This window comes from Dyella sp. CR10, assembly GCF_055814425.1.
The window spans coordinates 4,621,793-4,639,339 of the sequence record NZ_CP185986.1; the positions used below are offsets into that span (position 1 = coordinate 4,621,793).

Here is a 17,547-nt window from a genome sequence, read left to right on the forward strand (position 1 = left end):
CCAGCAGGACTACAGTGCCGCGCTTCGCGTTGTCCCACCCCTCGTATTCACCGCTGCCGCCGCGTTCCACGCCGCACCGGACTGCCGCCGATGACCCCCATGCCCGCGACCGCCGCCGTGCGTGTGCGCCGTGCCGAGCTATCCGACCTGGACGACCTGGTCGCGCTGGAGGAGCAGAGCTTCGCCGGCGACCGCCTCAGTCGTGCCCAGTACCGCCGCCACCTCGACAGCGAGAGCGCGCTGGTGCTGGTGGCCAGCGCCAACCATCGGCGCTTCCTGGGCACCGCGGTGGTGTTTTTCCGCAAGGGCAGCCAGGTGGCGCGTCTGTATTCCATCGCCACGCATGCCGAGGCGCGCGGCAAGGGCGTCGGTTCGGCGCTCATGGATGCGGCCGAACAGGCCGCGCGCCGTCGCCGCTGCACGTCGCTGCGCCTGGAAGTGCGCACCGACAACGAAGGCGCGATCCGCCTGTACGAGCGGTTGGGCTACGCCCGCATCGGCCGCTATGCGGGCTACTACGAAGACGGCGCTGACGCCTGGCGCTACGAGAAGGCCCTGGACTGACGCGCTCGCCGCTCAACCGCCGAACGGCTGCCCCATGCGTCGCTCGGTGGTTTCGTCCGGGCGCGCTACCAGGGCGCCGGTGCGCATCAGGCTGACGCTGTAGTGGCCTTCGTCCACCAGCGGCAGGAAGGCCCCGCTGCCGAAGACCGTGTCCACGCCGGGCAGCCACTGAGGGTGGTGCCGCTGCAGATCGCGCAGATCGTACGGGCCGGCCTCGTCGAAACTCACCACCGTGCGCGGCGCCTGCGCCTCCTGCTGCGCGTCGTCATAACGACCGGTCAGGCGGTCCAGGCGATACAGCGGCGGCAGGCCGGCCAGCAGTGCCGGGGTCTTCCACTTCAGCACGATGGCTTCGACGCGCCACGCGTCGCCCGCCAGTTCCACCCGGCGCGAACCGCCGTCCGGCCAATGCAGGGTGAGCGCCCAGCGCTGCGGCGAGAGGATTCGCGCGTCGATGTCGACCACCGGCGTCTCTTCCGACAGCAGGCGGTAGCCGCGCAGGCTCCAACCGGCGCCGGCGAGGAGCAGGGCGAGCGCGAATCCGACCAGCAGCAACACCGCCCGCAACGCAGCGGCGATGCGCTGCCCTGCCTGCAGCCGTCCGCGCAGCGCCACCAGCTGCACCAGGGTGAACATCAGCGCGATGACGGCAAGCGCCAGCAGGATCGTGCTGGGCAGGCGCAGCAGCGTGGTCCAGTCCATCGTCGTTCGGTCTCTCGATGCCGCGGCGCGGCCAATGTCCGCATGATAAGCGCTGGCGCGCGCTGGCCGGCGCGGCATGAAGCCGAGAGTCCGACGAAAGGCGGTGCGCCGTGAGCCTGACGCGGCTCGCTATACTGCGGCGGTCTCCGTAGGAAGCCATACCCATGCGCCGATCCATCCTGCTGCTTCCGCTGTGCGCCGCCATGGCCATGCTGGCCGGCTGCGGCAACAAGGGCCCGCTGTTCATGCCGCCCCCGAAGCCGACCACCCCGCCCGCCACCCTGCCTCCCGCGCCCGCGCCGGCCGCCACCGCGGCGGCGCCGGCCGCGCACTGAGGCGCATCTTTCGCATGACATTGCGCTTCTCCAAGATGCACGGCATCGGCAACGACTTCGCCATGCTCGATGCCCGCCCCGCGCGTCTCGCGCTGGAAGCGGACGCGATCCGCGCAATGGCCGACCGCCACCGTGGCATCGGCTTCGACCAGCTGATCAGCATCGAGCCGCCGCGCGACCCGTCCTGCCGCTTCTACTACGGCATCTGGAATGCCGACGGTTCGCCCTCCGGCCAGTGCGGTAATGGCGTGCGCTGCGTCGCCGCGTGGCTGCATCGCGCTGGCGCGCTGGCGCTGGGCGAGACCGTGAGGCTGGAGAGCCCATCAGGTCCGGTCACGGTCAGGCTGCTGGCCGCTGATCGCGTCACGGTGGACATGGGCGAGCCGGACTTCCTGCCGGCACACATCCCGCTCGAGGCGGAACAAGCGGCCAAGCTTTACCGCTTCGAGGCGGACGGCGCGACGGTGGAGCTCGGCGCAGTATCGATGGGCAATCCGCACGCGGTGGTGGTGGTCCCCGATCTGGCCGCGCCCGCGCTGGCGCGACTCGGCCCGCTGCTGACCACGCATGCACGCTTTCCGCAGGGCGCCAACGCCGGTTTCGCGCAGGTCATCGACCGCGGCCATCTGCGCCTGCGCGTGCACGAGCGCGGCAGCGGCTGGACCGAGGCCTGCGGCACCGGCGCCTGCGCCGCGATGGCGGTGCTGCGCCAGCGCGGCGATGTGGACGACCGCGTGCAGATCGACTTGCCCGGCGGCCGCCTGCAGATCGATTGGGCCGGCCCCGGCCACACGTTATGGATGACTGGACCGGCGGCGTTTGCGTACGAAGGCGAATGGCTGGGCGCGGCGCATTGAAGCGTCGCTTCCGTCATCGCACACTCCGGACCGGGCTCCGCTCCCGACCCCACGGTTGACGAGGTACCGCGCATGACCGACACCGCTCTGGACGACAACCTGCAAGCCAAGGACGTGGCCGCTTACCTGCGCCAGCATCCGGGCTTCCTCAACGAATTTCCGGAACTGGCCGCCCAACTGGAAGTGCCGCGCGAGCAAGGCCAAGTCGCTTCGCTGGCGGTGTACCAGCTGCAGAATCTGCGCGAGAAGAACGCCGAACTGGAGCGCCGCCTGGCCGAACTGGCGGTCGTCGCCGCGGACAACGAGCGGTTGATGCAGCGTATCCACGATCTCAACGTCGCCGTGCTGCGCGCCAATACGCCGGCCATCGCCGCGCGCAGCGTGGTCGCGCGGCTGGCCGAGGATTTCCAGACCGACCAGGTGCGCCTGCTCCTGTTCGGCTCGGTGGATCTGCCACCGGCCGATTGGCTGGTACGCGTGCCCGGCGGGCGCGACGAGCTGCCGGAGTTCGCGGAGTTCCTCGCCAAGCACGAGCCTTTGTCGGGAAGGCTTTCCGCTGAGCGGCTCTACCGGCTGTTCGGCGATCGTGCGCCGGAGGTCCAGTCCACCGCGCTGATGCCGCTGGGCGAACTGGGCGTGCTGGCAATCGGCAGCCGCGACGGCGACCGCTTTCAGCCGGGCATGGGCACCGTGTTTCTGAAGATGATCGCCGCGACCGTGACGGCCGCGCTGCAACGTTCGCGGGACGGCGCCTGAGCATGGACCCGCGCGGCCAGGTGCAAGCCTGGCTCGGCCGCCTCGCGGGCGAGCGCAAGGCCTCGCCGCATACGCTGGACGGCTATCGCCGCGACCTGGAGAAGCTGCTGCGCTGGATGGAGGCGCAGCAGGTGGACGGATTCCAGCGGCTCGACGCGCACCGCATGCGTGCCTTCGTCGCCGCCGAACATCGCGCCGGCCTGTCGCCCAAGAGCCTGCAACGCCTGCTTTCGTCGTGCCGCAGCCTGTTCCGCCAGCTGCGGCGCGAAGGATTGCTGGAACACGACCCCGTCGCGGGCGTGCGCGGCCCCAAGGTGCACCGCAAGCTTCCGCAGGTGCTGGACGTGGACGAGGCTGCCACGCTGGTCGAATCCGGCGGCGAGGGCGTCCTGGGTCTGCGCGATCGCGCGATGCTCGAACTGTTTTATTCCTCCGGCCTGCGCCTTTCCGAGCTGGTGGGCCTGCGCTGGATGGATCTGGATCTGGAAGCGGGTGAAGTGCGCGTGCTCGGCAAGGGCAGCAAGACGCGCATCGTGCCCGTGGGCCGGCATGCGGTGGATGCGCTGCGCGCCCTCGGCGAAACGGGTGGCAGGGAACCGGATGCGCCGGTGTTCCGCGGGCGGGGCGGGGCGCCGATCAGTCCGCGCACGGTACAGGCGCGGCTCAAGCAACTTGCGCTGGCGCAGGGTTTCGCCAAGCGCGTGCATCCGCATCTGCTGCGCCATACCTTCGCCAGTCACATGCTCGAATCCTCCGGCGACCTGCGCGCCGTGCAGGAGCTGCTCGGCCACGCCGACATCGCTACCACGCAGATCTATACGCACCTGGATTTCCAGCACCTGGCGAAGGTATATGACGCGGCGCATCCGCGCGCGAAGCGCAAGGGCTAGCCATCGCGAAGGTCTTCGTCATGCCGGCGGGCGCCGAATACGGCAGGCAAAAAAAAAGACCACCGGCAAGCGGTGGTCAATGGGGAGAGTCGCCACGGCGATCTTCCGCCGCCGTGGCACTCGCGGTAACGCTTACAGGCTGAAGTCGTAGCGGGCGCCGAACTGCACGTAGCGTGGCGTCTGGTACGAGAGCGGCTGGGTGTAGCTGAGGTTGGGCGCGCCGCTGCCGGTTTCACCCGACTCGTTGATGCTCTGCACCGTCTGCTTGTTGAACACGTTGACGACGGTGGCGGTGAACGTGAGGTTGTTGTTGGCGAAAGCGGGCGCGTACTGCACGCCCAGATCCAGGCGGTATGTCCACGGCAAGCGGCCCTGGCTGCCACGCGGGGTCGGCTGGCCCTTGCAGTAGAAGTACGAGGCGCCGTAGTTGATATCCGACGGGATGTCCCCCGGGTACACGCCGATGCAGTTCTTCGGACGGCCCGACTGGATCAGCACGTTGGCGCTCACCAGCCACTGCGGATCGATCTGGTAATAGCCGTACGCGCGGATCTGGTGCGTGCGGTCGTTGGCCTCGGGGCCGTTCGAACCGATCATCAGTTCCTTGTGGTCCCAGTCCTGCGTCACCGACGGATCGAGCTGGCCGATGTCGGACTTGAGCAGGCCTTCGGAGTTGCCGTAGCTGCGCGAGAACGTGTAGTCGAGGCGGCCATACCACTTGCCGTCGAAACGATGCTCCAGATACGCATCGAGCGCGTAGTACTTGCGCTTGGCATCCGGCAGGCCGATGTCCTTCTTGCTCAGGTTGATGTCCTCGAGCTTGCCGTCCCCGTCGAGGTCGATGGAGAAGCGGTTGGACGCACCCGGGTTGATGATGTAGCAGGTCGGCGACGGGTCGGCGTAGTTCACGCCGTGGTCGGCAGCCCACTTGATGAACGGGCGGTCGTCGCACCAATCGTCGATGATGCTACGCAGCTTGCGGTAGCGCACCTTGGCGCCGAAGGTCCAGTGGTCGGCGAACTGCTGGTCGAAGCCCAGGATGTACTCGTCCTGGTAATACGCCTTGAGGTTGCGCGCGGAGATCGAGCGCGGATCCGGCGGCGTGCCGTCGGCGCCATTGGCGTACACGACATTTTCGATCGGCTGCCAGTTCGGCGGCGTACCGTTGGTGTTGACCGCGCCGTCGTAGGTGCCCCACTGCGTCTCGTACAGCGAGCCGGATGCACCGCGCACCGCGACGTTGTTCGGGATCGCCAGATGGTAGCGGCCGGCGTTGGCGTAGATCTTCAGGCTCGAATCGCCCAGCACGTCCCACGACAGGCCCAGGCGCGGCGCCAGCTGGTGGCGCTGCTTGGCGAACACATCGTTGTCGGCATTGAGGTTCTCGAACTGCTCGTTGCGCAGGCCGATATACGCCAGCCAGCGGTCGGTGATCTGCCAGTGGTCTTCGAGGTACTGAGCTTCCTGCTTGACCTTGGCCTGGCCGATCGCGCGGAACACATAGCGCTCGACGATGCCGGTGTGGCCCGGCGGCACCACCAGGTTGCCACGCGATTCGATCACGCCGCTGGGCGGGTTGTCGTAGTAGAACCAGCCCACGCCGCCGGAGGTGTCCGAACCGTTGAGCGACGTCACGTTGTAATGATCGACGCCGGCGCGCAGATCATGGCTGCCGAGACGGTACTCCACGTTGAGATGCCAGCCATTGGTCTCGTCGTAGGCGCCTGGCGCGGCAATGCCGCTGGAGATGTTGCAGCCCTGAAGGCGCTGCGATGGCGGCACGCTGTCGCGGTTGTCCTGGAAATAGGTGCAGCTCGAACCGGAAGTCAGATCGACGTGGTCGGTGCGCTCCTTGCCGTACAGCGCGTCGACGGTGAGGTTGTCGGTGATGTAGCCGGTATAGCGGCCCACGTAGACCTGGCCACCGGGCGAGGAGCCGGCCGTGCCCTGGTTCTTCTGGCTGCGCCAGCCCTTCTTGGCGTACTGGATGTCGTTGACGCCGTCATAGACGTACTGGTCGGCGTAGGTCGACGCGGTATCGCTGAGGCCGGTCAGTTCGATGATGTGATTGTCGGTGATGTTCCAATCGACCTTGGCCAGCCAGCGGTCGGTCTTGTTGGTGTTGTACGAACGGGTGGTGTTCTTGCTGAGCGTATAGGTGTTGTTCTCGGACTTGATGCCCTCGGCCGCGCCGAAGAAGAACAGCTTGTCCTTGATGAGCGCCCCGCCGAGATACGCCGCATAGGTGGTTTCCCACAGCTTGGCCGAATGCTTGTCGCGCCCGGTGATCTGCGCGCCATCGCCGGGGCGATAGGTGGGTTGCTCGGTTTCGCGAAGCCCGGCAGGCGTGTACAGCACCTGCATGCCTCCCTTCCACTCATTGGTGCCACGCTTGGTCACGATGTTGACCACACCGCCGGTGGAGCGGCCGTACTCGGCACCGTAGCCGCCGGTGAATACCTGTTCCTGTTCGATGGAATTGAACGGCAAGGTGGTCGCGCCCAGGCCGGTGAGCGGATTGGTCACTGGAAAGCCGTTGACGTAGTACTGGTTCTCAGCCGCCGACGAACCGCCCAGCGAGACGGCATTGCCGTAGCGCGAATCCGCGTTGACCGCGCCTGGCGCCAGCAGCACGGCGGCGTTCACGGTCTGCGGCAGCGGCAGGCGGCGCAACTGTTCGGCGTTGAGCACCGTGCGCGTATCTACTGACGACACGTCGATGGCCGGTACGGCGCTGGCGACCACGCTGACGCCTTCGAGGTTCTTGGCCCCGGGCGCCGTCGCGGCGGCTACGAAGCTCACCTCGGTGCCGGTGCCGACGTTGACCTGGATGGTGTCGCGGCTGTCCACGGTCTGGCCGTTGCGCTGCACGCTCACCTTGTAGGTGCCTACCGGCAGCGAGCCGGCGCGGTAGCGGCCGTCCGCGTCCACGCCCACGTCGCGGCTGAAGCCGGTGGAAGGATTCTCGATATGCACCGTGGTACCCGGTGCAGCCTCGGTGCGGCCGAAGATGGCGCCCGACGCGTTGGACTGCGCTTGCGCGACCGTGGCGGCGAAACAGCCGCCCAGCGCCAGCGCCAGCGCGCTCAAGCGCAGTGCGCTGCCCGACGATCGCTTGCTCGAATTGCTCATCGACATTGCTAGTGGTCTCCCCGTGACGCCCCTTGCGGGGGCGGACCCGGTTCCGCCCAAGCGGACGCAACCGGCCAACGAGGGGCTGCGCTCATCGCGCCAGGCAGCCGCCTGGGCGGTCACAGCGCCGCATGGGCCATGCAATGCGCCCATGACCGGGATTTAGATCGATCCAAATTCCAAGGCGCGGAATATGAATCGATCCAAATTCACGGCAACAACTTCCCCGACGACGTGACAGCCCGGTTCAATGCGGCGTTGAAGGCGCTTCTCGCGATTCCCTATGGGATCGCTTCCCCGTGAAGCACCTCTCCCTCTCGCCCGCCACAAGTTCATGCGGCGGAACCCCTCTGCGCTGGAGTAAAAAGCGTGTGAAGACCGCTGTCAATCGGAAATTGTCACGGATCACAAGCTGTGCGACAGCATATTCCCGCGTCCCTGACAGCCGGAGGTCGGCGATCGCCCTTGGGTTTGGCGACCGCTCTCCCCACATCGGGTGATCCGTATCCGCAGGTAGCTTCCGCACATGGAATCGTTCCACGCCACCACTATCGTTTCCGTCCGCCGCAACGGCCGCGTCGTGATCGGCGGCGATGGCCAGGTCACTCTCGGCAACACGGTGATGAAGGCCAACGCGCGCAAGATCCGCCGCCTGGGCAAAGGTGACGTGCTGGCCGGTTTCGCCGGCGCCACCGCCGACGCCTTCACGTTGTTCGAGCTGTTCGAGGAGAAGCTGGCCAAGCACAGCGGCAACCTCACGCGCGCCGCGGTAGAGATGGCGAAGGAATGGCGCACCGACCGCCGCCTCGGCCGCCTGGAAGCCATGCTCGCGGTCGCCGACAAGGATGCCTCGCTGCTGATCTCCGGCAACGGCGATGTGCTCGAGCCCGAGCACGGCCTGATCGCGATCGGTTCCGGCGGGCCCTATGCGCAGTCCGCCGCGCTGGCCCTGATGGAGAACACTGAGCTGGATGCGCGGCAGATCGTCGAACGGGCGCTGAAAATCGCCGGCGACATCTGCATCTATACGAATCACAACACGACGATCGAAGAGCTCTGACCTGGCGCGAACGGCGATCCGTTCGCGCCCGCGTCGTCCCCGTCCCAGCTCCCGATTTCACCGTTTCCCCCGAGCCGAGCCATGTCCGAACTCACCCCCCGCGAAATCGTCAACGAACTCGACCGCTACATCATCGGCCAGCACGACGCCAAGCGCGCCGTGGCGATCGCGCTGCGCAACCGCTGGCGCCGCATGCAGCTGGAGCCAGGCCTGCGCGACGAAGTGACGCCGAAGAACATCCTCATGATCGGCCCCACCGGCGTGGGCAAGACCGAGATCGCCCGCCGCCTGGCCACGCTGGCCAATGCGCCGTTCGTCAAGGTGGAGGCGACCAAGTTCACCGAGGTCGGCTATGTGGGCAAGGACGTGGAGTCCATCGTCCGCGACCTCGCCGACGTGGCCTACAAGCTCACCCGCGAACAGGCGGTCAAGCGCGTGCGCTCGCAGGCGGAAGACCGCGCCGAGGACCGCATCCTCGACGCCTTGCTGCCGCGCCGCCAGGCACCCACCGACTGGACCCACGACGCAGCGCCGGCGATCGATAACGACACGCGCCAGAAGCTGCGCAAGCAGCTGCGCGAAGGTGCGCTGGACGAGCGCGAGATCGAGCTGGATTTCGCCATGAATGTCGGCGTGGAGATCATGTCGCCGCCCGGCATGGAGGAGATGGGCCAGCAGTTGCGCCAGATGTTCCAGAACCTTGGCGGCGCCAAATCGCAGAAGCGCAAGCTGGCGATCAAGCACGCGCGGCCGCTGCTGATCGACGAAGAAGCCGGCAAGCTGCTCAACGATGAAGAGATCCGCGCGCAGGCGGTGTACACCGCCGAACAGAATGGCATTGTCTTCATCGACGAGATCGACAAGATCGCCCAGCGTTCCGAATGGGGCGGCGCCGGCGTCAGCCGCGAGGGCGTGCAGCGCGACCTGCTGCCGCTGGTGGAAGGCTCCACGGTGTCCACCAAGTACGGTCCGATCAAGACCGACCACATGCTGTTCATCGCCTCAGGCGCCTTCTCGCTGGCCAAGCCTTCGGATCTGATCCCGGAGTTGCAGGGCCGCCTGCCGATCCGAGTAGAGCTGTCCGCGCTGTCGGTGGACGACTTCCAGCGCATCCTGAGCGAGCCGCACAGCGCGCTGACCAAGCAGTATGTCGCCTTGCTGGGCACGGAGGGCGTGGCCATCGAATTCACTGCGTCGGGGATCGGCCGGCTGGCCGAAGTGGCATTTCAGGTGAACGAACGGACCGAGAACATCGGCGCCCGTCGCCTGCATACGGTGATGGAGCGCCTGCTGGAGAAGATCTCCTTCGAAGCGGCGGACAAATCCGGCGAAAAATACGTTATCGACGCCGAATATGTCGATAAAAACCTGTCCAGCCTAGTCAAGGACGAGGATTTGAGCCGTTACATCCTGTAAACATGGGGAAAGAGGCCCGCTGTTAAAATTATTCGCGTATGGGAAAGGTGATTGAACTCAAGACGACGGGCCAGCGAGCACAGCTGCGCGAAGCGCAGCAGCAGCAGCAGCTGATCCGTCTATGGCGCGGCGAACTCGAACACGGCAGCTTCTGCGGCTATGTCGGTGGCGTGGGCCGCGAATTCTTCCTGCTCTGGGTCGTCGGTGACAGCATCACCTACGACGGCATGTACGTCATGCGCCATCGGGACATTTCCGAGCTGGAGGCGCCCGACAAGCACGCTATCTTCATGGAGAAGGCCCTGGCGATGAAGCATCTCCTGCCGCGTCCGCCGCGGGGCTTTCCGCTGGACGACATCCGCGAGGTTGTGCAGGCGGCGGCCAAGCAGGCGCCGGTGATCGGCGTGCATGTCGACAGCGAGGACGAATCCGAGGTCTGCTACATCGGCAAGCTGGTCTCCGTCGAGGATGACGGCTTCTACATGCAGGAGATCAGCCCGGACGCCGAATGGCTGCGCGAAGCTTCGTTCTTCTCCTGGGATGAGGTTTCCACCGTCAGCATCGAAGACGGCTACGCGCAGGCCCTGCTGGCCGTGGCCGGTAATCCGCCGCCGCTGGAGCAGGGCGACTCGGGCGTCGGCGGCCACGCGCAGTGACCGCCGCGGCGGCTTCCCATCGCGCGAAGATGACGCCATGCCGAGCCGCCGCACGCTGTTGTACTTTCCGCTGTTGATCCTGATCGGCGCGGGCGTCGCCTGCGCGCATACCCAAGGGAGTTCCACCGTCATGGCCGACACCAACACTTCCGCTTCGCCGCGCCCATCCACCCGGGTACAGCTCATCATCAGCTTCGAGGACGGCACGTCGCCCGAATCGATGCATCGCGTCTGCGATGCCGCGGGCGCCACCTACGTACGCAGTCTCGGCTGGGCGCCGGCCATTGTCGTGCTGCTGCCGGAAGGCATGACGGCCGAGGAGGGCATGGCACGCTTCAAGGCACAGCCCGGTGTCGTGAGTGTCGAAGTGGATCGCCAAGTGCGCGCCGAACCGGTGCGTGGCCCGAACATCGGCAAGTAAGCGCGCGCCTGCCTGCACGAAAAACGCCCGCCGGAGACGGCGGGCGTTTCGCTTTCAGGGTGCCGCAGAGGCGGCGGCCGCGGGCCGCGCGGGTGACGGCATCGCCGCGCCCTTGATCTCGCGATCGAAGAAGTTGGCGATCAGGTGGTACACGTGGCTGCGTTGTCCCGGCAGGTTGAGACCATGCTTCGCGCCGGGATAGGCCATGAACTGGAATTGCGTGCCGCGCTTCTGCAGCTCGGCCATCAGCTTGGTCGAGTTGACGAATAGCACGTTGTCATCCGCCATGCCATGCACCAGGTACAGCTTGCTGGTGAGGCCATCCAGCCAGGCGAACGGGCTGCTGCGCATATAGCCCGCTTCGTTCTCCTGCGGACGATTGAGATAGCGCTCGGTATAGAAGGTGTCGTACAGGCGCCAATCCGTCACCGGCGCCACTGCCACGCCACCGGCGATTTCGTTCGAGGCCTTGGCCAGCAGCATGGTGGTCATGTAGCCGCCGTAGCTCCAGCCGAACACGCCGATGCGCCGGCCATCCACCCAGGGCTGCGCCTTCAGCCACTGGATGCCGGCGAGCTGATCCTCGACCTCGGCATTGCCCAGCTGCTGGTAGATCGCGTCCTCGAACTTGCGTCCGCGCCGCGCCATGCCGCGGTTGTCCAGGGTGAACACCACATAGCCCTGGCCGGCCATGTACTGGTTGAAGTAATCGCCCCAGGTATCGCTCACGAGCTGCGCGTGCGGACCACCGTAGTAGGTGTCGAACACCGGGTATTTCTTCGCAGGGTCGAAGCCGGCGGGCTTGTACAAGCGGTAATACAACGTCTGCCCGTCGGCCGCCTTCAGCGTGCCGAACTCAGGCTTGATCAGGCTGGCACGGTAAGGCCAGAACGGATGCTTCTCGTCGAGCTTGTTCTGCTCGATCCAGCTGACGAAGCTGCCGTCGGCCTTGTGCACGCTGACCTGGGGCGGCGTGTCGGCGCTCGCGTAGGTGTCCAGGTAGAACTCGCCGCTCGGCGCGAACTCGGCCATGTGCGTGCCTGCGCCCTGGCTGACGCGCGCCGGTGCGCCGGCCGTGCTCCCGTCGAGTTTGAGCGCATAGATCTGGCGGTCCGGCACGAAGTCGCGGTTCGAGCTGACGAAGACCCTGCCAGCCTGTTCCTCCACCGCCAGCACGCCATCGATCTGCCAGTCGCCTTGGCTTACCGGGTGCTTGAGCTTGCCGTCGAGCCCGTACAGATAAAGATGATGGAAACCACTGCGCTCGCTGCCCCACAGGAAGCTCCTGCCGTCCTTGAGAAAACGCAGATCGTCGTTGAGGTTGATCCAGGTGTCGCTGGTCTCGGTAAGCAGGGTGCGCTGCGCCAGCGTCTTCGCATCTACGAGGCGCAGCTCCAGCTTCTGCTGGCTGCGCGGCATGCGCTGGTAGCTCACATGCTTGCCGTCCGGCAGCCAGTTCACGCGCACCAGATAGATGTCCGCGTCCTTGCCCAAATCGATCCAGCGAGGCTGGCCGCCAGCCGGCGAGACCAAGCCGAGCTTCACCGCAACGTTGGGGTCGCCCGCCGCCGGATAGCGCTGCTCGATCACGTCGGTGCGGTCGGCATAGACCTCGGTGCGCTTGACCACCGGCACCTTGGCCTCGTCGTAGCGCTCGAACGCGATCGCGCTGTCGTCGGGGGCCCACCAGTAACCCGCGCTGCGGTCCATTTCCTCCTGCGCGACGAACTCGGCCTCGCCGTTGTGCACGGTGCCGCCGCCATCGCGAGTGAGCTGTCGTGCTTCGCCGCTTTCCAGATCGATCACCCACAGGTTCTGGTCACGCACGTAAGACACGTAGCGTCCCTTGGGCGAGATCTTCGGATCGATCGCATCACCGCCGGTATCGAGCAGGCGCGGCGCCGGCTTGGCGGCGGAGAGGTCGTACAGGTAAAGCTTGCCGCCAATGGGAAACAGCAGGCGCTTGCCGTCCGGCGACCACTGGTAGCTCAGGATGCCGCGCAGGCCCGCGGTACGCGCGCGCTCGCGGCGCGCCTTCTCCGCATCCGACAACTGCTCGCCCTGCGGTTCGAGCTTGCGCGAATCGACCAGCAGCTTCGTGCTGTTGTCCTTGGGCCGGTACTCCCACAGATCCAGCTGGAACTGATCGTCCGGCCGCGCCCGCAGAAAGGTGATGCGGCTGCCGTCGGGCGAGATCTTGAGGCCGCGCGGCGCGGGGCCAGCAAGGCTGCCGCCGTCGAAGATGCGTTCAATGGTGAGTTTTTCGGCCATGGTCGGCAAGGTCACCGTCATCAGGGCGGCGAAGAGGAGGGCGCGCATGGGTACTTCCTTGGACTGCAGGGCGGAGCGCAAGAACAAGCGCGGATTAAAACCCGTCGCGCCGCGCGAAGCCAGCTTTCCAGGGAAAAGCGGCGCATCCGAAGGACTCACCGCTGGATCGTCAGCGTTTCGCGCCCTGGCCGAACAGCACCTTGCGCGCTTCCTCGTCGGTGCTGAGGTCGAAACGATCCTTGATGGACTCGCCGATCTCGTAGGCCCTGCGCGTCGCCGGACGCTCGCGGATCGCCTGGAACCACGCGTTCAGATGCGGGAAATCGTCCAGCGACATGCCTTGCGCCTCGTGCGGCACGATCCACGGATAGCAGGCCATGTCGGCGATCGAATAGTCCTTGCCCGCGATGAAGGCCCGGCCATCCAGCTGCTTGTCGAGCACGCCATACAAGCGGCGCGTCTCGTTGACATAGCGGTCGATCGCGTAGGGGATCTTTTCCGGCGCATAGCGATTGAAATGATGGTTCTGCCCCAGCATCGGGCCCAGCCCGCCCACCTGCCAGAACAGCCACTGCAGCACCTTGAAGCGCTCGCGCGTGTCGGCAGGCAGGAAGCGGCCGGTCTTCTCGGCCAGGTACTGCAGGATCGCGCCGGATTCGAAGATGCTCAGCGGCTCGCCGCCGCCGGCCGGAGAGGTGTCCACGATCGCCGGCATCCGGTTGTTGGGAGCAATCGCAAGGAAAGCCGGCTTGAACTGGTCGCCCTTGCCGATGTTCACAGGCTTGATGTCGTAGGGCAGACCGGCCTCTTCCAGGAAAAGCGTGATCTTGTGGCCGTTGGGTGTGGGCCAGTAGTGCAGTTCGATCATGGGGGATGTCCTTGGGCGGCAATGCTACGGATGTTCGGCTCCCGCCCGTGCCTTTCAAGTCAACGCGCATGGCCCGGAGGCCGTTTTCGGGCGCACCTCCGGAGGAGTCACGCTCATGAAGACCCGCCTGTGCCTGATCGCTCTCGCCCTTGCCGCCGCCTGCGGTGTCCATGCGCAAGACAGCGCCCATCCCGCGCCCGCCAGCCAGGCCATGCACGGCCAGCGGCGTCCGCCGGATCCGCAGGAACGCGCTCAACGGCTGGCCAGGCACCTGCAACTCAATGATCAGCAACAAGCCCAGGTCGCCTCCATCCTCGGAGCTCAGCAGCAGAAACTGCAGGCGCTGCGCAGCGGCGGCGCGAAGGGCCAGAATCGCCGCGATCAGGCGCGCGCCATCATGGAAGACGGCGACCGCCAGCTTCAGTCCGTGCTTACCGACAGCCAGCGCCAGCGCTATCTGGCCATGAAGGAACGCATGATCGAGAAGCGCCAGGAAAAGCAGGGCACGCCCGAACCCTCCAAGCCCATGCCCGACGCAAGCCACTGAGCGCACTCCACGCCGGCGCTTGCCTTCCCGTATGCTCGGCGGCTTTCACCGTCGGGTTTCGGAGCAGGTATGGCGCGCGTCGTCGTGGTCGGCAGCATCAACATGGACCTGGTCACGCTGGCGCCACGCTTCGCCGGGCCGGGCGAGACGATCCTGGGCGAGCGTTTTCTCACCATCCCCGGCGGCAAGGGTGCGAATCAGGCGGTCGCCGCGGCTCGGCTCGGCGCCGACGTCCTTCTGATCGGCGCGCTGGGCGACGACGCCTTCGGGCAGCAATTGCACGACGGCCTGGCGCGGGAGGGCATCGCGCTGGACCATGTGCGGCGCATCGCCGATTGCGGCAGCGGCAGCGCATCGATCACCGTCGCCGGCGGCGAGAACGAAATCATCGTGGTGCCGGCGGCTAATCTCCATGTGACGCCGGCGCAGATCGAGGCAGCCGGCACGGCCATCGCCGGCGCCGATGCCATGCTGGTGCAGATGGAGATCCCGCTGGAAAGCGTCGAGGCGACGCTGCGGCTGGGTCAGCGGCTCGGCGTGCCGGTCATCCTCAATCCCGCGCCCGCGCAGCAGCTGCCGGTCGAATGGCTGAAGCTCGCTCGCTATGTCACCCCCAACCAGCACGAGTTGGCGACCCTGCTCGGTGCCGACGCGCGGCAAGATTTCCGCGAGCTGATGCGCCAGGCGCCGAGCCCTGTCGTGCTTACCCGCGGCGGCGAAGGTGCGTGGTATCGCGAAACGGGCGAACCGGTGCATCAGCCGGGATTCGCCGTGGACGTGGTCGACACCACGGGCGCCGGCGACACCTTCAACGGAGCATTGGCCGTGTTCCTGCACGAAGGCCTTCCGCACGCGGTACGCAAGGCCTGCGCCGCCGCCGCCTTGTCGGTGACGCGCCTCGGCGCGCAAGGCGGGATGCCAACATTGACTGAACTGGATGGGTGGCTCGCCGCGCGCGGCTGAGATCCCCGGCTTACTCCACCGGCCCCGGCGCGAGCACGTCGCGCTGGCCGTTGATGCCCATCGGCGAAACCAGGCCCGCGGCCTCCATCGCCTCGACCAGACGTGCGGCGCGGTTGTAGCCGATGCGGAACTGGCGCTGCACGAAGGAGATCGAGGCACGCCGCGTACGCAGCACGAACGCGGCGGCTTCGTCGTAGAGCGGATCGAGTTCCGCATCGCCGCCGCCCTCCTCCGAGAACAGCTCGCCGTTGCCGCCTTCACCGGGTGGGCCGGCAAGGATCTCATCCTTGTAATCGGGCTCGCCGTACTGCTTGAGATGCGCGACGACGCGATGCACTTCCTCATCGGCGACAAAGGCGCCGTGGATGCGCTGTGGATAACCGGTGCCCGGCGGCAGGAACAGCATGTCGCCCTGGCCGAGCAGGCTTTCGGCGCCCATCTGGTCGAGAATCGTGCGCGAGTCGATCTTCGAAGACACCTGGAAGGCCACGCGCGTAGGAATGTTGGCCTTGATCAGCCCGGTGATCACGTCCACCGATGGCCGCTGCGTGGCGAGGATCAGATGGATACCCGCCGCGCGCGCCTTCTGCGCCAGACGCGCGATCAGCTCTTCGATCTTCTTGCCGGCGACCATCATCAGGTCGGCCAGCTCGTCGATCACGACCACGATCATCGGCAGCGTATCGAGCGTCTCTGGGATTTCCGGATGCGCGGGAAACGGATTGAGCAGCGGGCGGCCCGCCGCGCGCGCCTCGCGCACCTTGTGGTTATAGCCGGCCAGGTTGCGCACGCGCAGATCGGACATCAGGCGGTAGCGGTTCTCCATCTCGCCCACGCACCAGGCCAGCGCGTTGGCGGCGAGCTTCATGTCGGTGACCACCGGTGCGAGCAGGTGAGGGATGCCTTCGTAGACCGACAGCTCCAGCATCTTCGGGTCGATCATGATCAGGCGCACGTCATCCGGCGTGGCCTTGTAGAGCATGGACAGGATCATCGCGTTCACCGCGACGGATTTGCCCGAGCCGGTGGTGCCGGCGACCAGCATGTGCGGCGCCTTGGCAAGGTCGGCCACCACCGGTTCGCCGGTGATGCCCTTGCCCATGGCCAGCGTGAGCAGCGAATCGGAGCCACGGTATTCGTGCGAGTCAAGGATCTCCGACAGCGCGATCATCTGGCGCTGCTCGTTCGGCAACTCCAGGCCCATGCAGGTCTTGCCGGGAATCGTTTCGACCACGCGGATCGACGTGCGGCCGAGGCCGCGCGCCAGATCCTTCATCAACGCGACGATCTGGTTGCCGCGCACGCCTACCGCCGGCTCCACTTCGAAGCGCGTGATCACAGGACCGGCGGAAGCGCCCACTACGGTGACCGGCACCTTGAATTCGCGCAGGCGCTGCTCGATCAGCTCGCCGGTCTCGGCCAGCTGCGCTTCGCCGACCGCGTCCGAAGATGGCAACGGCGGCGCGAGCAGGGACAACGGCGGCAGCAAGATGCCACTGCATGCGCGCGAAAGCGGCGCCACCGGCGCCGACGGAGTCGGGACAGCAGCGGGTTCGTCGTCATTGGCGGCCAGACGCCGACCCTGCGGCATGGCGCGGGCTGGCGCCGGCGCGGCGGCGAGGGCGGGAAGCGTGTCGTCGAGATGATCTTCAGAACGGAGAGGTACGGGTGCAGGCAACGCCGCCTCTGGCTCGCCGAAAGCGGTATCGACCGATGGTGCGTAGTCGACTGGCTCTAGGGTCTCGTTCGTATCGCGCACTGGCAAGGGAGATGGCGCTTCACCCAGCGGCTCGACGCGCAGCGGTATCGACGCATGCGCTTCTTCCGGCGTCGAACGCTCCGCGGCGGCGGCCATGGCCGCCGCGATGCGAGCGGTGGAGACACGCGGAGGCGCCGGAGGCATCGGCACGTTGCGCGGTTGCATCCATGGCTCGCGGATGACCTGCTCTCGCACCGGCACGGCAGCATTCCGGCGTGCCGGCGGAGCAGGATCGGCTGGCGGAACGACGATTGGGACGCGTTCCATCACCACGGCGGCACTGGCCGGTGCGGATGCGGTCCGGCGCGCGGCAGTCTGGGCCGGTCGCCTCGCGGCAGGCCTAGCCCCGG

Annotated in this window: 15 protein-coding genes and 1 pseudogene; 11 read left to right on the plus strand and 5 right to left on the minus strand. The window is 66.7% G+C overall.

The features are described from left to right. Positions 1–90: 90 nt before the first annotated feature. Complete coding sequence (locus ACNR9O_RS20810; RefSeq protein ID WP_473700682.1) at positions 91–564, plus strand: GNAT family N-acetyltransferase; 474 nt, start codon at positions 91–93, stop codon at positions 562–564. A gap of 12 nt (positions 565–576) precedes the next feature. Here the strand turns inward: ACNR9O_RS20810 and ACNR9O_RS20815 are convergent, their stop codons facing one another. Beyond that, positions 577–1,266: a hypothetical protein gene (locus tag ACNR9O_RS20815; protein WP_473685183.1), complete on the minus strand. Its 690-nt coding sequence runs from the start codon at positions 1,264–1,266 to the stop codon at positions 577–579. Between the two features lie 164 nt (positions 1,267–1,430). On the opposite strand from ACNR9O_RS20815, the gene lptM reads away from it, so the two are divergent. The 4 genes from lptM to xerC all read left to right on the plus strand — a co-directional run bounded on the left by lptM (position 1,431) and on the right by xerC (position 4,104). Next, positions 1,431–1,601: an LPS translocon maturation chaperone LptM gene (gene lptM / locus ACNR9O_RS20820; protein ID WP_473685181.1), complete on the plus strand. Its 171-nt coding sequence runs from the start codon at positions 1,431–1,433 to the stop codon at positions 1,599–1,601. A 14-nt stretch (positions 1,602–1,615) separates the two neighbouring features. Next, entirely contained in the window at positions 1,616–2,458 is an 843-nt protein-coding gene (dapF, locus tag ACNR9O_RS20825) for a diaminopimelate epimerase (protein ID WP_473685179.1), read from the plus strand. A gap of 72 nt (positions 2,459–2,530) precedes the next feature. Further along, on the plus strand, positions 2,531–3,214 hold the full coding sequence (locus tag ACNR9O_RS20830; RefSeq protein WP_473685177.1) for a DUF484 family protein: 684 nt from the start codon (positions 2,531–2,533) through the stop codon (positions 3,212–3,214). A gap of 2 nt (positions 3,215–3,216) precedes the next feature. Then, complete coding sequence (xerC, locus tag ACNR9O_RS20835) at positions 3,217–4,104, plus strand: tyrosine recombinase XerC (protein WP_473685175.1); 888 nt, start codon at positions 3,217–3,219, stop codon at positions 4,102–4,104. A 132-nt stretch (positions 4,105–4,236) separates the two neighbouring features. Here xerC and ACNR9O_RS20840 read toward each other — a convergent pair whose 3' ends face one another. Continuing rightward, positions 4,237–7,236: a TonB-dependent receptor gene (locus ACNR9O_RS20840; RefSeq protein WP_473685173.1), complete on the minus strand. Its 3,000-nt coding sequence runs from the start codon at positions 7,234–7,236 to the stop codon at positions 4,237–4,239. 526 nt (positions 7,237–7,762) lie between these two features. On the opposite strand from ACNR9O_RS20840, the gene hslV reads away from it, so the two are divergent. The 4 genes from hslV (at position 7,763) to ACNR9O_RS20860 (ending at position 10,789) form a co-directional block, all read left to right on the plus strand. After that, positions 7,763–8,296: an ATP-dependent protease subunit HslV gene (gene hslV / locus ACNR9O_RS20845; protein ID WP_473685171.1), complete on the plus strand. Its 534-nt coding sequence runs from the start codon at positions 7,763–7,765 to the stop codon at positions 8,294–8,296. Between the two features lie 81 nt (positions 8,297–8,377). Continuing rightward, positions 8,378–9,712 (plus strand): ATP-dependent protease ATPase subunit HslU, encoded by a 1,335-nt coding sequence (hslU, locus tag ACNR9O_RS20850; RefSeq protein WP_473685169.1) that lies wholly within the window; start codon positions 8,378–8,380, stop codon positions 9,710–9,712. Positions 9,713–9,750: 38 nt separating this feature from the next. Continuing rightward, complete coding sequence (locus ACNR9O_RS20855) at positions 9,751–10,368, plus strand: hypothetical protein (protein ID WP_473685167.1); 618 nt, start codon at positions 9,751–9,753, stop codon at positions 10,366–10,368. Positions 10,369–10,405: 37 nt separating this feature from the next. Further along, positions 10,406–10,789 (plus strand): S8 family serine peptidase, encoded by a 384-nt coding sequence (locus ACNR9O_RS20860; RefSeq protein ID WP_473685165.1) that lies wholly within the window; start codon positions 10,406–10,408, stop codon positions 10,787–10,789. A gap of 54 nt (positions 10,790–10,843) precedes the next feature. Here ACNR9O_RS20860 and ACNR9O_RS20865 read toward each other — a convergent pair whose 3' ends face one another. Together ACNR9O_RS20865 and ACNR9O_RS20870 are read right to left on the minus strand one after the other, a co-directional pair. After that, on the minus strand, positions 10,844–13,108 hold the full coding sequence (locus ACNR9O_RS20865) for a S9 family peptidase (RefSeq protein WP_473685163.1): 2,265 nt from the start codon (positions 13,106–13,108) through the stop codon (positions 10,844–10,846). Positions 13,109–13,229: 121 nt separating this feature from the next. After that, positions 13,230–13,928: a glutathione binding-like protein gene (locus ACNR9O_RS20870; RefSeq protein WP_473685161.1), complete on the minus strand. Its 699-nt coding sequence runs from the start codon at positions 13,926–13,928 to the stop codon at positions 13,230–13,232. A gap of 115 nt (positions 13,929–14,043) precedes the next feature. Here ACNR9O_RS20870 and ACNR9O_RS20875 point away from each other — a divergent pair, with 115 nt between their 5' ends. Together ACNR9O_RS20875 and rbsK are read left to right on the plus strand one after the other, a co-directional pair. Next, complete coding sequence (locus tag ACNR9O_RS20875) at positions 14,044–14,475, plus strand: hypothetical protein (protein WP_473685159.1); 432 nt, start codon at positions 14,044–14,046, stop codon at positions 14,473–14,475. Between the two features lie 69 nt (positions 14,476–14,544). After that, the gene (gene rbsK, locus ACNR9O_RS20880) at positions 14,545–15,438 is read left to right on the plus strand and encodes a ribokinase (RefSeq protein ID WP_473685157.1); all 894 of its coding nucleotides are present in this window, start codon (positions 14,545–14,547) and stop codon (positions 15,436–15,438) included. A gap of 10 nt (positions 15,439–15,448) precedes the next feature. Here the strand turns inward: rbsK and ACNR9O_RS20885 are convergent. Beyond that, positions 15,449–16,993, minus strand: a pseudogene (locus ACNR9O_RS20885) (DNA translocase FtsK); the annotation flags it as partial. Positions 16,994–17,547 lie beyond the last annotated feature (554 nt).